The following is a 14,788-nucleotide window of genomic DNA, read 5'->3' on the forward strand; positions in this document are numbered from 1 at the left end:
ATTCTAGGAGGCAGATGAATGGCTATTAAACGTAGAAAAGTATCTGTGATTGGTGGGGGATTTACGGGCGCAACAACAGCACTAATGGTCGCTCAAAAAGAACTTGCAGATGTTGTACTCGTTGATATTCCTGACCAGGAAGGACCTGTACAAGGAAAAGCCCTTGACATGCTGGAAGCAACCCCTGTCGAAGGTTCAGACGTAAATGTAGTTGGTACAGCCGATTATAGTGATACAAAAGATTCGGATGTCGTTGTTATAACGGCAGGCATTGCCAGAAAGCCTGGAATGAGCCGTGATGATCTCGTCAATACAAACGCGGGGATTATGAAGTCCGTGACAGAACAAATTGTAAAATATTCACCGGACACCTACATCATCGTTCTTACAAATCCTGCTGATGCGATGACTTATGCGGTTTATCAAGCGTCTGGATTACCGAAAAATCGCGTCATCGGACAATCAGGCGTATTAGATACGGCACGTTTCCGTGCATTTGTAGCTCAAGAGTTGCAGGTTTCTGTTGAGGATGTCCAAGGTTTTGTCCTCGGTGGTCATGGTGACGATATGGTACCGTTGATCCGTTATTCAAGCGTCGGAGGCGTTCCACTAACAAAACTATTGTCTCAAGATCGGATTGATTCAATCGTTGAACGTACACGAAAAGGCGGGGGCGAAATCGTTTCATTGCTCGGTAACGGCAGCGCCTATTATGCACCAGCGGCCGCTTTAACACAGATGGTCGAAGCAATTGTAAAAGATAAAAAACGAATTCTTCCTACGATTGCTTATCTCGAAGGCGAATACGGCTACAATGATATTTATGTAGGCGTCCCTACCATTCTTGGCGGAGATGGGATTGAGAAAGTCATTGAACTTGATTTGACAGAGGATGAGAAAAGTGATCTGTCTACATCTGTAGATTCCGTAAAAAGTGTTATGAAATTGCTGCCGCAAAATTAATTAAAAGCTGAACGCGTCCTACACGCGTTCAGCTTTTTGATTATAGGTATGGCATCTCTCCCCCTGGAACTTGGCAAAAACGATGATTGATCTAACAAAAAAATTGAATAAGCTATCCCTAAGGGGAGAACAATAGGAATGTCCAACCCCAGGTGAGTATGGTATGATAAAGATAATAAATGTATAGTCTATTGCCTATGGGTCATACTAAAGCTTAAAGACGAGGAAACATCCGCTTGTTGATTTTAAATATTTGTAGTGCAAAAAGGAGGAACCCCCCATGAGTCCATTTAATATAGGGATCCCGAGTCTCATCCTCATTCTATTGTTGGCACTTTTGATTTTCGGTCCGAAGAAGTTACCAGAAATCGGAAGTGCGTTCGGAAAGACTTTAACGGAGTTCAAGAAATCCACAACGCAAATGATGGAAGATGAACCCACATCAGAGAATAAAGAAATAAGCGAGGAAACGACCACTCCTGAGTCTCAGAAACAGTCATAACCGTTCAACATACTTATGTTGATTCATAAATAACCGGCGCTTACAGGCGTTGGTTTTTTTGTTTTATAAATTCAATGTAAGGGTTTACAAATTTTCATATACTCTATATAATAAAAACAAAGTTAATCATTAAGCTGATGAGTACATGAGGAACAGCTTTTTATGGGTTTGTGTAAGATACCAACCTGTAAAAAGTTGTTCCTTTTTTATGGCTAATGAGAACTGGCAGAGTGTCTAAGGAAGGGAGCATTCATATGTATGAAATGTTAGCCGAATTTATTGGCACGATGATTCTGATCTTATTTGGAGCGGGGGTCGTAGGTGGAAACGTATTAAAACATACGAAGTCTGAAGGAATGGGCTGGCTAGCGATTTCTTTTGGGTGGGGATTTGCTGTTGCACTTGGTGTTTATGTTTCCGGTACAATCAGTGAAGGGCATATTAATCCAGCTGTAACGCTGGGGTTTGCAGCTATTGGTGATTTTCCATGGGCGCAAGTGCCCGCATATATTATCGGGCAAGTCGCCGGGGCATTTACTGGTGCGGTCATTGTCTATTTTCATTACCTGCCGCATTGGAAAGAGACACAGGATCAGGGAGCAAAATTGGGGACATTTGCAACGGATCCGGCCATCAAGCATTATCCGTCCAATTTTTTGAGTGAAGTGATCGGCACTGCTGCTTTATTGTTTGGACTGCTTGGAATTGGGGCAAATACATTTACAGATGGATTGGATCCGATTGCAACTGGGGTCTTGATTGTCGCCATCGGTTTGTCGCTCGGAGGAACAACAGGATATGCCATTAACCCGGCACGTGATTTTGGCCCGCGTCTTGCGCATTTTTTGCTTCCGATTCATGGGAAAGGCCCTTCAAATTGGGAGTACGCTTGGGTTCCGATTCTCGGCCCCATCGTTGGTGGTGTTCTTGGCGCTGTTTTGTATGCACTACTTTTAGGTTAGATATGTAAATGATTGGGAGGGTGTAAATATGACGAAAACACATATATTGGCCATTGATCAAGGTACGACGAGCACGAGAGCGATTCTTTTCGATGGGGAAGGAAAAATTGTTCATACGGTGCAAAGAGAGTTCACCCAGCACTTCCCTAAACCGGGGTGGGTTGAACATGATGCCAATGAAATCTGGGGGTCGGTGCTTGCCGTCATTGCCGGGCTTTTTACGGAAGTTGAAATTAGTCCAGAGGAAATCGCAGGAATTGGGATTACCAATCAACGTGAAACAACCATTGTTTGGGATAAATATACAGGTAGACCGATTTACAACGCACTTGTGTGGCAATCTCGGCAAACGGAACCGATTTGCGATCAACTGAAAGATCAAGGTTACACTGAAACATTTAGACAGAAAACCGGCCTCTTAATTGACCCTTATTTTTCAGGAAGCAAAGTGAAGTGGATTTTGGATAATGTCGAGGGAGCGAGGGAAAAAGCGGAGAATGGGGATTTATTGTTTGGCACGATAGATACTTGGTTGATTTGGAAGTTAAGCGGCAGAACGGCACATGTGACGGATTATACGAATGCCAGCCGTACGCTTATGTTTAATATCCATGAGTTGGAATGGGACCAAGAACTTCTTGATATTTTAGGTGTACCAAAAGAAATGCTGCCGGAAGTGAAATCTTCTTCAGAGATTTATGCAGAAACGGTTGAATATCATTTCTTCGGTGTGAAAACCCCCATTGCCGGGGTGGCTGGGGATCAGCAAGCTGCCTTATTTGGTCAGGCTTGCTTTGAAGAAGGGATGGTTAAGAACACGTATGGAACAGGTTGCTTCATCTTAATGAACACTGGAGAACATGCGGTTACCTCCGAAAATGGATTATTAACAACGATCGCTTGGGGTATTGATGGAAAAGTAGAATATGCACTGGAAGGAAGTATCTTCGTAGCGGGCTCGGCTATTCAATGGCTGCGCGATGGTATTCATATGATTGAGCAATCATCGCATAGCGAGGAATTCGCGAGGCGGGTAACATCATCTGAAGGGGTGTATGTTGTGCCTGCTTTCGTCGGATTAGGTACTCCTTATTGGGATAGTACCGCAAGGGGGGCCATATTTGGCCTTACAAGGGGAACTGAAAAAGAGCATATTGTCCGTGCGACACTTGAGTCATTGGCTTATCAAACGAAAGATGTGATGAAAGCGATGGAAAAGGATGCAGGTATCCCATCGAAGAAATTGCGTGTAGACGGTGGCGCTGTTGAAAACCGTTTCCTCATGCAATTCCAGAGTGATCTTCTCCATGCACCAGTTGAACGTCCAATGGTTAATGAGACTACGGCTCTCGGGGCCGCTTATTTGGCTGGCTTGGCCGTTGGGGTCTGGAATCATAAAGAAGAGATTGCGGAGAAATGGAACGTCAAACAATCATTCGAACCAGAAATGGAAGAAAAAGAACGGGAAAGTTTATATAATGGTTGGAAAAAAGCCGTTGAGGCAACAATGGTGTTTAAACCAGAGTAAAAGTCGTCTCTCTTTACCTGATATAAGATTTGCCGTATACTAGAGTTAAGTTAATAAATAATGATCTGAGTCGATGAGAGGATCACAGCATTCAAAAAGATGTAGGAAACGTCTGTTTGAAGTAGCTGTGGTCCTTTTTTATTGAATAATGAAGACGAAGCATCCAGGAGGAATGACATGAGTTTTTCAGCTTCATCAAGAAATGTCGCAATTGAGAATATGAGGGAGACAAACCTCGATTTGTTAATTATAGGGGGGGGGATCACAGGTGCAGGAACTGCTCTTGATGCCCAAACTCGAGGAATACAAACAGGACTTATAGAGATGCAAGATTTTGCCGCTGGGACGTCGAGCCGTTCCACCAAACTCGTGCATGGCGGGTTACGGTACCTGAAAAATTTTGAAGTGAAAATGGTGGCAGAAGTTGGGAAGGAAAGAGCCATTGTATATGAAAATGCTCCCCATGTGACTACACCGATGCGCATGATGCTTCCTTTTTATAAAGGGGGGACATTTGGCTCACTAACGACTTCAATCGGTTTAGCGGTCTATGATCGCTTAGCTGGCGTCAAAAAAGCAGAACGGCGCACAATGATGAGTGTAAAAGATGCAAAGAAACAAGAGCCGATTCTAGCTGATAATCGCCTTCGTGGGGCAGGGATGTACGTTGAATATCGCACAGATGATGCCCGCTTAACGTTGGAAATCGCAAAAACAGCAGCAGATAAAGGGGCTCATCTCGCTAACTATGTAAAAGCAGAGTCGTTTATTTACGACAATAATCATGTGATTGGTGTCGTTGCCCGTGATTTAATGACTGGTGAAGCTATTAAGATTTACGCGAAAAAAGTTGTGAACGCCACAGGCCCTTGGGTGGATCACTTACGGGAGCAGGATCGTTCGAAAAAAGGCAAAACGATTCACTTATCCAAAGGGGTTCACTTGGTTCTTTCCAATAGACGTTTACCACTGCAACAAGCGGTTTATTTTGATACACCATTTAAGGATGGACGCATGATGTTTGCAATTCCACGCGGGGAAAAGGTTTATGTAGGGACGACTGAAACCGATTATGAAGGTGATCAGCGTGAACCAGGAGTGACAAGTGAAGATGTTGATTATATTATAAAAGCTGCGAATGCAATGTTTCCGGGTTATCATATTGCCGCAGATGATGTGGAGTCTAGCTGGTCAGGTTTGCGTCCGCTCATTCACGAGGAGGGCAAAGACACTACCAACATATCCCGCAAAGATGAAATCTTTCATTCCGAAAGCGGCTTGATCACGATTGCTGGAGGAAAATTAACTGGATATCGGAAAATGGCTGATTCCATCGTTTCAATGGTAGCGGATGAGTTATCAGCGGAAACATGGACAGAATATCCATCATGCCAAACGAAGAACCTTGTTATTTCCGGCGGCGATGTTGGGGGATCACAGGAACTATCTTCTTTTAACGAGACTTTCACTCATGCAGGCGTAAAACTTGGTTTAGATGAGAAAACATCACGGGAACTGGTCGAACGTTACGGCTCGAACGTTTCACAGGTATTCATGTACCTCGAAGATAAAGAGGCAGATGATTTTCAGCTTCCAAGAGCAGTATGGGCATCATTGCGTTACGCGTTAGAGCATGAGATGGCGCTAACACCTGTTGATTTCTTACTACGCCGCACTTCGTATCTATTGTTTGATATTGATGCTGCCAGGGAAAATAAAGATGCGATTGTTGAAGCGATGGCAGCAAAGCTGAATTGGTCAACGGAAGAAAAAGAAAGACACAACACTGAAATTGAAAACACGTGGGAAATCCATACACTTACAAAATTCTAATGATAAGGGGTTTTTGCGTGTTTCAAGGACAAGAAGTTATTCCGGCTGTTAAAGATATGAAGGACTTTGAGCGTATTTTGAAAAGAAATGAAGAATTCTTTGTGGTGCTGGAAGTCCATATTTCTCAACTAGCAAGGATGAGAAAGCTAGCCAAAGAAGTAAATAAAAGAATGATCTTGCATGCGGATCTCATTCAAGGATTAAGAAGTGACCGATATGCTGCGGAGTTCCTCTGTCAGACGATTAAACCTGCCGGTATTATTTCCACACGTTCGGATATGCTTCGAATTGCCAAGAAAAATCATATCATGGCGATTCAACGGCTATTTTTGTTAGATACACTCGCATTGCACACGAGTTTCCAACTCGCGCGAACCGTGGAGCCTGATGTGATCGAATTGCTTCCAGGCATCATCCCTTCTTATATTCATAAGGTCCAAGAAGAAACAGGAATAGACGTCATTGCCGGAGGCTTAATCGAAACGGAAGATGACGTTAGAAAAGCATTAAAGGGTGGGGCGCAAGCGGTCACGACGTCGCGGCGTGACCTTTGGAATATGTAATTTGTAAGCAGCCTCGAGTCAAAAAGTGGACTCGGGGCTGCTTTTATGTAATGGCTACGAATCGCAACGATAAGATAAGTCTTGAGAAACTTCAAATGGCGTGTACAAGCAATCCATACCTATACAGACGATTGGGAACTAACCTTCGTCTTCATTTCCATCAACATTCTGATATTTCCTCTTCGATCGTGTTTATGGATCCCTCTGGTAGACGCTCATCCCTTCACCCAACACGTTGATTTCACGGCAGTTTTCCGATTTTCTTCTTTCCATCAATGATATTCATCTGAATAAAACGTATGAATCTTGGACAATATCTCTATAGACATGTTTCTAGGGGGATCAAGGTGATGCTAACACTAGCGATATTAGTAAAGAGATATTCGGCATTAATTGGCGGCTATTTTCTGTTTTATTACCTGTATTCAGGAGAACTTTACATCGATGTATTCGATGTCTCGATTCCCATATTCTTGATCATCGGTCTATCCTTCCTTAATGCATTGGGCGTACCTTACCTGAAAAAATTAGCCACTGCAGAGTAAATCAACGCGCCGAGGATATGTTAGGAAAAATAACAAATCATGTTTAAACGAACAATACACCATGAAAGCAATAAGGAATGAATCATACATAGTCATTCTCCAAAAATACTTAAAAGCAACCGTGACTAAATATAGGGGGTAAACGAACGTGATATATGAAGGTCCATCAACACGTCAAAAAAACGTCCTTTGGGACTGGCTGACGACCGTCGATCATAAAAAAATTGCCATTTTATATTTGATTACAGGTACCCTATTCTTACTGAAGGCAGGATTACTCGCTGTATTGATGAGAATCCAGCTCATAGCTCCGGCCATGACGTTTCTAAGTGGACAAACCTATAATGAGCTTGTGACCATGCACGGTACGCTCATGTTATTCCTTGCCGTCGTACCCATTTCTTTTGGATTTATGAACTTTGTCATACCGCTGCAAATTGGTGCACGCGATGTGGCATTCCCGTTTGTAAATGCCCTGGGGTTCTGGCTCTTTTTCTTTGGGGGGGTTCTTCTTAGTCTGAGTTGGTTTTTCGGGGGAGCGCCGGACGCCGGATGGACCTCCTATGTTCCGCTTGCCAGCAGGGGTTTTGGGGGCGTTGGTATTGACTTCTACGTGCTTGGTCTGCAGGTTTCCGGCATTGGTACCCTCGTATCTGCCATTAACTTTATCGTAACGATTATTAATATGCGTGCGCCGGGCATGAGCATGATGCGTATACCCTTATTTACCTGGACGACGCTCGTTACATCCATTCTTGTCGTATTTGCTTTCACACCTCTTGCCGCTGGCCTTGCTCTCTTAATGCTGGACCGAATATTTGATGGTCAGTTCTTTATAACGGGAGAAGGTGGAAATGTTGTCATATGGCAGCATATTTTCTGGATTTTTGGTCACCCGGAAGTATACATTCTGGTCCTCCCTGCTTTTGGAATCATATCGGAGGTCATTCCTGCTTTCTCAAGAAAACGACTCTTCGGATATACAGCAATGGTATTTGCAGTCATTATCATTGGTTTTTTAGGATTTATGGTTTGGGCCCACCACATGTTCACCGTCGGTTTAGGTCCCATTTCGAACACGGTTTTCGCGCTTACATCGATGGCCATTGCGATTCCAACGGGGATCAAGATTTTTAACTGGCTGTTTACTATGTGGGGGGGGAAGCTAACGTTTAATACAGCTATGTTATTTGCAGCTTCCTTTGTACCCACGTTTGTCCTTGGAGGTGTGACCGGCGTGATGACAGCGATGGCTCCGGTGACTTCCCTTTACCATGATACGTATTTTGTCGTTGCCCACTTTCACTATATTATTGTTGGCGGGATTGTTCTCGGGTTATTGGCAGGGTTATTCTATTGGTACCCCAAAATGTTTGGCCATAAATTGAATGAAACGCTTGGGATCATTACATTTGTCTTTTTCTATATTGGGTTCCACCTTACCTTCTTTATCCAACACCTCCTCGGATTGATGGGCATGCAACGAAGGGTATATACGTTTTTAGAAGGCGAGGGGCTGAGTACCATGAATTTCATTTCATCCATTGGTGCTTTTCTCATGTTGGGGGCATTCATTCTCTTAATGATCAACATCATCTTCTCAGCTTATAAAGGTAAAAGGGCTGAAAGTGATCCATGGGACGGGCGGACACTGGAATGGTCCATACATACGCCTATTCCGGAGTACAATTTTGCTCAAACTCCTCAGGTCCGATCCCTTGATCCTTTATTTTATGAGAAGGTTCATGGTGTGAGTAAGATGAAGCCGGCAGAACCGATGGATGAGATCCACATGCCAAATGGAACGATTATCCCGTTCTTGATTAGTTTGGGGCTGTTTATAGCAGGTTTCGGCTTTATCAGTTTTCATTTGGACGTCTTCGTGTCCCCTTATATCTACATTACTATCGGAGGCCTTCTCACCTTTGGTTCAATGGCTGTACGTTCCATTAAAGATGATCATGGGTATCATATCTCAAAAGAAGATGTCGAAGATATGGAAAAGCATTTAAGCGAATGAGATAAACGCATACAAGAGGATGTTCAAAAAGTCCGGGAAAACTTCCTCGAAAAAGAACATCACCTTTTCTTCGTGCGAGGAGGATTCGAGGAAGAGGATGCTAGAGCCGTCGAATTTCTGCGTCAGCTTGCGGGGTGAAGGAGGCCAGCGTTTTCACTTTCAGTGACAAGCTGGCACTAGCGCCTCCAGCGCGTCGCATGTACCCAAAACGTATCCTCGAAAAAAGAAAACCGCTTTTTCATCGTGCGAAGGAACGCTTACGAGGCAGCCAGCTGGCGCCTCGCTCCGCTCCGTGAGCGATTTTTTGCCCTTTTGTAAGCCTTGACCTGTCATCATCTCGGAGCTGTAAGTAGGATGATGTCTTGGAGGGGACGTCTTATAGAGACTCGTTTTCAATAATATTTGGGTACGTACGGAGAATTGCTTGGGGATTCTGTCCTTCATCTTTGACCGAGCAGTTGTTGAGAAGGTACTGGGGAATAAGTGTTTCGTGTCATTATTGTATGCCTGGAACCTCCTATATGGATCATTCTGTCACGATTATTAAGGATGAAAAAAGCCATTCTTCCTAAGTGATTAGAAAGAACAGCAGTTTTTCTACTCCATAAACTGATCGATACATGCTTGAACAAGTGTTGCCCCTTGACTCAAGGCTGCACCTCCACCCATTGCTGTTGCTACGCCGATGATCTCAGAAATTTCTTCTTTCGTACATCCTTGATCCAGGCACCCTTTAGTGTGGTAGATGATGCAATATTCGTCTTGGGCATGAACACTAATGGCCAAACCCGCCAATTGTTTATACTTCTGAGGGACATCGCCTTCCTGGAAACAAATGTCTGTAAATGTATGATAGGCGTGAACAAGTTCAGGCATCCTTTCCCGATACTTGCCAATACCCTCTTTGTATTGCATGAGCTGCTCTTCGATAGCGTGTCCTTTTTGGTGATCCATCCTAACACTTCCTTTTTATAGACTAAAAACTTCAAACGATCAGGTGAAATACTCGAGCCTAGCTTCTGGAAAATACGTTTCAATAAAATGTCCAAGGGTATCCTTGATGTCCTCCTGCTCTTGATCGGTATAAATATACTTACCAATGCCGTAGCGGCCCCATTTCCATTTACGCTTGGATTCATCCAGTTCGAGCTTGGTCATCGGGTAGTTCTTTTGAATCACCCGTTTGGCCGGCTTGGTAAACCGATGTTGAATCATTTCAAACGTTAAATCTTTCTTCGCAAATGCTGGCAATGCTTGTTCCAATTTCTCCATCATTTCTTGATAGCCTTCTCTCCATCCTTCATGTAAATAAATCGGCGCAATAATAAAACCTAAAGGATAACCAGCCTCTGCTACCTTAACGGCGGCCTGAATACGATCCTGGAGCTTGGATGTTCCTGGTTCAAAGTATTTGATAATATGGTTGTTATTAATGCTAAAGCGAAAGCGTGTCCGGCCATTATGATTCGCATCGAGCAGGTGATCGACGTGGGCAAATTTCGTCACAAACCGAAGTTTTCCATGTTCCGATTGACCAAAATACTCAATTGCCCGTTTTAACGTGTGCGTTAAATGATCTACCCCCACAATATCAGAGGTACAGGACGCCTCAAATCGCGTCGGTTCCGGCGCCCGATCGTTGATGTAATGGTCAGCGGATGCAAAGATATCATCGAGATTCACATACGTTCGGATGTAGGGTTTATCGCCCATCGTGGTTTGCAAGTAGCAATAATGGCAGTGACCCATACATCCTGTTACAAAGGGAATCGCGTATTCTGCTGAAGGCTTGGACGTATCGAATTTAAGCGTTTTTCGAATCCCCAACACCAATGTTGATTTCGCGTTGCGGTATCTCTGAAAATGATTATCGCCCGGAATATTCCGCACTTGGTTATGAGATGTCGTTTCCCTGATTTCAATGCCCATGTTTTCGAATTTGGACGTTAATTCCTTAGCCAGTGGGTATTCCATAGCTCGAGGTTCAACATATACAAGTTCGGGGACAAATGGTTTAACCATAGTATTCCTCGAACTCTGTTCCACCGAAGGCATCCCGATAAGCCCTCTCTGCTTCATGAGATGTACGATACACAGCCACCTCTTCGGTGAACGGATAATAGGTCTCATATAAAAAAAGAGATAACTTTTCCGGGTTTTCAGGGTTTTCAACTACAGCTGCCTCTTGAACATTGGCTACATCTTGGGCATGGGGATTACGAATAATCACATAAACAATCTCGCCTGGATGGAAAGATTCGTTTAGATCCATGTTTTCACCTAGCTTTCTTGTTGTATTTAAGGATGAGCATGGTGTACGAGCTCCACTAGCTAAAATGACTGGAACCTTCATGAACGATCTCAATCCGTTGCGTACCGTTTCCACCATTCTGGTCGTACATAAAGGATAAACGCGGCTACGTGAGCCACAAGTACATTAAACGTCACAATAATCATGAAGATGGCATGGGTCATGGGTGTGAGCATATCCATCACATAAAATCCAGACATTATCCACATCACGATCAAAAAGGGCAGACTCACTATGGCTAGCCAACGTTTTTCGATCCACATAAAGACCGGTGTGGCGCTGGCAATGAATAAATATAAAAAGAAAATGTCCATTGCAACCTCCTTATAGTACTATGATGTCAATTCAGAGCGAGACTAAACACACTTTGGTATGTTTCCAGTAATCCTGTTTTTTAGAAAGATTTGGATGTATACAGAGGTGAACCTATTTCTTGATATTCTTTGCATGAATGGATTTATTCGAGGGAGAGTAATACTGCCACTTTTTAAAGGAGCGGTGTATTTCTCGAAGGGGGCCATGTTGTTATGTATGAATTACAATCACGAATCAATGGGTTAGAAATGCCGATTCAACAATTAGAGCGTAAGTTGAAACCTCTTGGCTATGATACGGGGGGTGGTTGGGAATACGACCATGGTTATATGGATTATAAAATGGCCGAGGACCATAAAGGGTATCAATTTTTACGTATTCCTTTTTTCGCAACAGATGGGGACATTGGAAGTGAAAATGCAACGGTCGTTTTGGGAACACCGTTTCTGTTAGCCCACAGATATGAAGCAGGCATTGACCATGAGGCCAACACGGCGTATAGCGCTTTATGGAATCAATTTTCCTCACCAGAAGAAAAAGACGCCTATGTTGAAGAAAACGATGTGCAGGAAGGGACGAAGCTCGTTCGTGAGCTGGAACAAGCACTTTTAACTTGAGCACTCTGACCTTTCCGGTTGAGCGATATTGAGGATGATTGGTTAAGATGAATCGATGTAGGGAGGGCGTATGAACCACATACCAGAAGGTTTCATTCAACTGTGCTCGGCTCTGCATTGACCATCACGGGTTACGCCCGTTCGTAACAATAAAAACGATACACCCAAAAAAGGGGTCCGTTCAATAAAAGCTTACGGACAGCCTCTTACTGCAGGATCGTGCAAAAGATTTTAACTGCTGAAAAGATGGACGGAATAGAGGTGGAAAGGATGACCATGGTACGTCTCGGTTATGTTGCTATGAGTATGGAATTAACGAACGCATCCCCATCAAAAGCGATGACGTATGCCCAATTTCAGAAGATCAGCGATCGGAATGCTGCCATTCGCAAATTGGAACGCATTGCTCATTCAAATATCCAAACGACACTGAGGATACTCAAGCATAATGCGGCTTCTGAGATTCATTTTTATCGTTTAACCTCTCGTTTAATCCCGCTAGCTAACCATGAAGAGCTTCTCGATTGGAATTATATGAACCCCTTACGTGGGGCCCTAGGTGAGGTAGGAGATTATGCCAAAAAACAAGAAATGCGAATGGATTTTCATCCTGACCACTTTGTCGTTATAAACTCTCCAAATAAACAAACGGTCAAACAGTCCATAAAGACGTTACACTTGCATCTTTTGTTATTACGGGCCATGGGTATTGACCCGATTCATCGTTGTGTGATGCATGTTGGTGGAAACTATAAGGACAAAGAAAAGTCATTGGAGCGATTTATCGATAATTGGATGCTCGTTCCAACATCAATTCAAAAGATGATTATGCTTGAAAATGACGATACTTCATTTACTTTGGACGATACCCTTTACTTATGTGAAAAGCTTGGGATACCGCTCGTATTCGATTACCATCATCACCTTGCCCATCATCGCCATGCAAATTGGAGCGACAGCTGGGATCGAGTCGTGCAAACCTGGGAAAATTCGCCTTTACCAATCAAAATGCACATATCAAGTCCTAAAAGTGCAAATGCCTTTCGTCATCATGCGGATGATATCGACACTGCCATGTTTTTCAGATTTTTAAAAGAGATCAAGGGAAGCGTACCGCAAATTGACTGTATGATTGAGGCCAAAAGAAAGGATGAAGCACTCTTCAAAGTAATGGAAGACGTTAAAAAAAGAGAAGACGTTGACATCATTGATGGCTCTTCCTTTCTCTTGAAATAAACCGTCCTGGGTTTACTCTTTTTAAAGATACATATGCATAATTTCTTCATTGAACGTGGATTATACGAATATCTCACAAAGGGGGTGTAATCTTAATGAGTGCAATACAGCGCACAGCCTTAGTTCTCGTTATTATTGGAGCTATTAACTGGGGGTTTATTGGATTTTTACAATTTGATTTGGTAGCGACAATTTTCGGTGGTCAAGAATCCGTATTAGCAAGAATCATTTATGGACTTGTTGGCATCAGTGGATTGTATGCTATAACCTTGCTTCTTAAGCCTTCTTCAGACCTGGAGGGTGATGATAACCCCCAGCCGACTCCATAGCATAACGGAGTAAATCCAATGGTCTACTGACGGTTGGGCTTTACTCACGATGAAGAATCTATTATAGAGGATGTTCAAAAATTCCGGGAAAACTTCCTCGAAAAAGAACATCACTTTTTCTTCGTTCGAGGATGTTTCGAGGAAGAGGATGCTAGGGCCGCCAAATTTCTGCGTCAGCTTGCGGGGTGAAGGAGGCCAGCGTTGTCACTTTCAGTGACACGCTGGCACTAGTACCTTCGGCGCGTCGCACGTACAAAAAACGTATCCTCGAAAAAGAAAACCGCTTTTTCATCTCACGAAGGAACGCTTACGAAGCAGCAGCCAGCTGGCGCTTCGCTCCTCGGAAAAGAACCCTCCTTTTCCTTCGTGAGAGGGATGCTTTCGTGGTGCAAGCAGGATGCTCGAGACGGGCTTCCTTGCATCCCGAGAATAAGAAAATCTAGACTCGCCATTTTGGGGTAAGTTAACATTTTCTAAAACTTTTCGGCTCTTTTTGTCTTCCTTTTTGACACGCACTTATAGGGCATCGACGAACCAGATATAATGTTCCCAATGGGCATGCAAGCCATTATCTGCGGTAATAGAGAAGGAGTGTTTATATGAAAAATGAAGAAATTGTTGTTGAGGAATTAAATACGTTATTAAGAGGTACATATATGGGGGTACATTCTCTTGAACACTATATTCAAAAGGTAGATGATGCTGAGTTAAAGAAAAAGTTTCAATCTATGCAACAAGAGGTTAAGCAAAATGCCCAAAAGGTAGCAGAACGAATACAAAATTTAGAGGGGGTTCCTGCCGACAATGAAGGTGTATCTGGAAGAATGCACACCTTTATGCACAATAAGATGGTACCCGATAATACAAGAGAAATGATTGAAGAAGCTTTAAAAGGAACAGATAACTACGGCGTTCACTATGCAGAAGAGGTTGTCAAAGGTGATCTAGACCCAAAGAGTAAACGAATGGTCGAGGAAGTTATTGATACGAACCGCAAGCACGCTGAAGAACTGAGACAATTATTGCATTAAATGAAATGAAGGTCATCCTTTTTTATGAAAGCC

16 protein-coding genes are annotated in these 14,788 nt (G+C 43.3%); 12 read left to right on the forward strand and 4 right to left on the reverse strand.

The genetic code is table 11. The annotated features are described in order from the left end of the window. Nucleotides 1-18: 18 nt before the first annotated feature. The 8 genes from mdh (at nt 19) to HNR44_RS00690 (ending at nt 8,916) form a co-directional block, all read left to right on the forward strand. On the forward strand, nt 19-963 hold the full coding sequence (gene mdh, locus HNR44_RS00655) for a malate dehydrogenase (protein ID WP_184402208.1): 945 nt from the start codon (nt 19-21) through the stop codon (nt 961-963). Nucleotides 964-1,243: 280 nt separating this feature from the next. Beyond that, on the forward strand, nt 1,244-1,465 hold the full coding sequence (gene tatA, locus HNR44_RS00660) for a twin-arginine translocase TatA/TatE family subunit (RefSeq protein WP_184402209.1): 222 nt from the start codon (nt 1,244-1,246) through the stop codon (nt 1,463-1,465). A gap of 254 nt (nt 1,466-1,719) precedes the next feature. After that, complete coding sequence (locus tag HNR44_RS00665) at nt 1,720-2,427, forward strand: MIP/aquaporin family protein (protein WP_184402210.1); 708 nt, start codon at nt 1,720-1,722, stop codon at nt 2,425-2,427. A 28-nt stretch (nt 2,428-2,455) separates the two neighbouring features. Then, nucleotides 2,456-3,955, forward strand: a complete 1,500-nt coding sequence (glpK, locus tag HNR44_RS00670; protein ID WP_184402211.1) for a glycerol kinase GlpK — start codon at nt 2,456-2,458, stop codon at nt 3,953-3,955. A gap of 177 nt (nt 3,956-4,132) precedes the next feature. Next, nucleotides 4,133-5,788: a glycerol-3-phosphate dehydrogenase/oxidase gene (locus HNR44_RS00675; RefSeq protein ID WP_184402212.1), complete on the forward strand. Its 1,656-nt coding sequence runs from the start codon at nt 4,133-4,135 to the stop codon at nt 5,786-5,788. Beyond that, nucleotides 5,788-6,351 (forward strand): glycerol-3-phosphate responsive antiterminator, encoded by a 564-nt coding sequence (locus HNR44_RS00680; RefSeq protein ID WP_184403489.1) that lies wholly within the window; start codon nt 5,788-5,790, stop codon nt 6,349-6,351. The genes HNR44_RS00675 and HNR44_RS00680 overlap by 1 nt, the downstream gene beginning before the upstream one ends. Nucleotides 6,352-6,698: 347 nt before the next feature. Further along, complete coding sequence (locus tag HNR44_RS00685; RefSeq protein WP_184402213.1) at nt 6,699-6,896, forward strand: hypothetical protein; 198 nt, start codon at nt 6,699-6,701, stop codon at nt 6,894-6,896. Between the two features lie 148 nt (nt 6,897-7,044). Then, on the forward strand, nt 7,045-8,916 hold the full coding sequence (locus tag HNR44_RS00690) for a cytochrome c oxidase subunit I (protein ID WP_343069314.1): 1,872 nt from the start codon (nt 7,045-7,047) through the stop codon (nt 8,914-8,916). 597 nt (nt 8,917-9,513) lie between these two features. Here the strand turns inward: HNR44_RS00690 and HNR44_RS00695 are convergent. The 4 genes from HNR44_RS00695 to HNR44_RS00710 all read right to left on the reverse strand — a co-directional run bounded on the left by HNR44_RS00695 (nt 9,514) and on the right by HNR44_RS00710 (nt 11,541). Next, nucleotides 9,514-9,870 carry a carboxymuconolactone decarboxylase family protein gene (locus HNR44_RS00695; RefSeq protein ID WP_184402214.1) on the reverse strand — a complete coding sequence of 119 codons (357 nt, stop codon included), beginning with the start codon at nt 9,868-9,870 and terminating at the stop codon, nt 9,514-9,516. Between the two features lie 39 nt (nt 9,871-9,909). Then, nucleotides 9,910-10,938, reverse strand: coding sequence for a spore photoproduct lyase (gene splB / locus HNR44_RS00700; RefSeq protein WP_184402215.1), 1,029 nt, complete (start codon nt 10,936-10,938; stop codon nt 9,910-9,912). Beyond that, nucleotides 10,931-11,188: a transcriptional regulator SplA domain-containing protein gene (locus HNR44_RS00705; protein WP_184402216.1), complete on the reverse strand. Its 258-nt coding sequence runs from the start codon at nt 11,186-11,188 to the stop codon at nt 10,931-10,933. The genes splB and HNR44_RS00705 overlap by 8 nt, the downstream gene beginning before the upstream one ends. An 89-nt stretch (nt 11,189-11,277) precedes the next feature. Then, on the reverse strand, nt 11,278-11,541 hold the full coding sequence (locus HNR44_RS00710; protein ID WP_184402217.1) for a spore morphogenesis/germination protein YwcE: 264 nt from the start codon (nt 11,539-11,541) through the stop codon (nt 11,278-11,280). Between the two features lie 213 nt (nt 11,542-11,754). On the opposite strand from HNR44_RS00710, the gene HNR44_RS00715 reads away from it, so the two are divergent. The 4 genes from HNR44_RS00715 (at nt 11,755) to HNR44_RS00730 (ending at nt 14,755) form a co-directional block, all read left to right on the forward strand. Continuing rightward, nucleotides 11,755-12,159 carry a YugN family protein gene (locus HNR44_RS00715; protein ID WP_184402218.1) on the forward strand — a complete coding sequence of 135 codons (405 nt, stop codon included), beginning with the start codon at nt 11,755-11,757 and terminating at the stop codon, nt 12,157-12,159. 270 nt (nt 12,160-12,429) lie between these two features. Beyond that, a complete protein-coding gene (uvsE, locus tag HNR44_RS00720; protein ID WP_184402219.1) occupies nt 12,430-13,395 on the forward strand; it encodes a UV DNA damage repair endonuclease UvsE in 966 nt (321 codons plus the stop codon). 95 nt (nt 13,396-13,490) lie between these two features. Next, the gene (locus HNR44_RS00725; protein WP_184402220.1) at nt 13,491-13,724 is read left to right on the forward strand and encodes a DUF378 domain-containing protein; all 234 of its coding nucleotides are present in this window, start codon (nt 13,491-13,493) and stop codon (nt 13,722-13,724) included. 599 nt (nt 13,725-14,323) lie between these two features. After that, complete coding sequence (locus HNR44_RS00730) at nt 14,324-14,755, forward strand: DUF2383 domain-containing protein (protein WP_184402221.1); 432 nt, start codon at nt 14,324-14,326, stop codon at nt 14,753-14,755. Nucleotides 14,756-14,788 lie beyond the last annotated feature (33 nt).

This window comes from Geomicrobium halophilum (assembly GCF_014207655.1).
In the GTDB taxonomy this organism is placed as follows: Bacteria; Bacillota; Bacilli; order Bacillales; family Marinococcaceae; genus Geomicrobium; species Geomicrobium halophilum.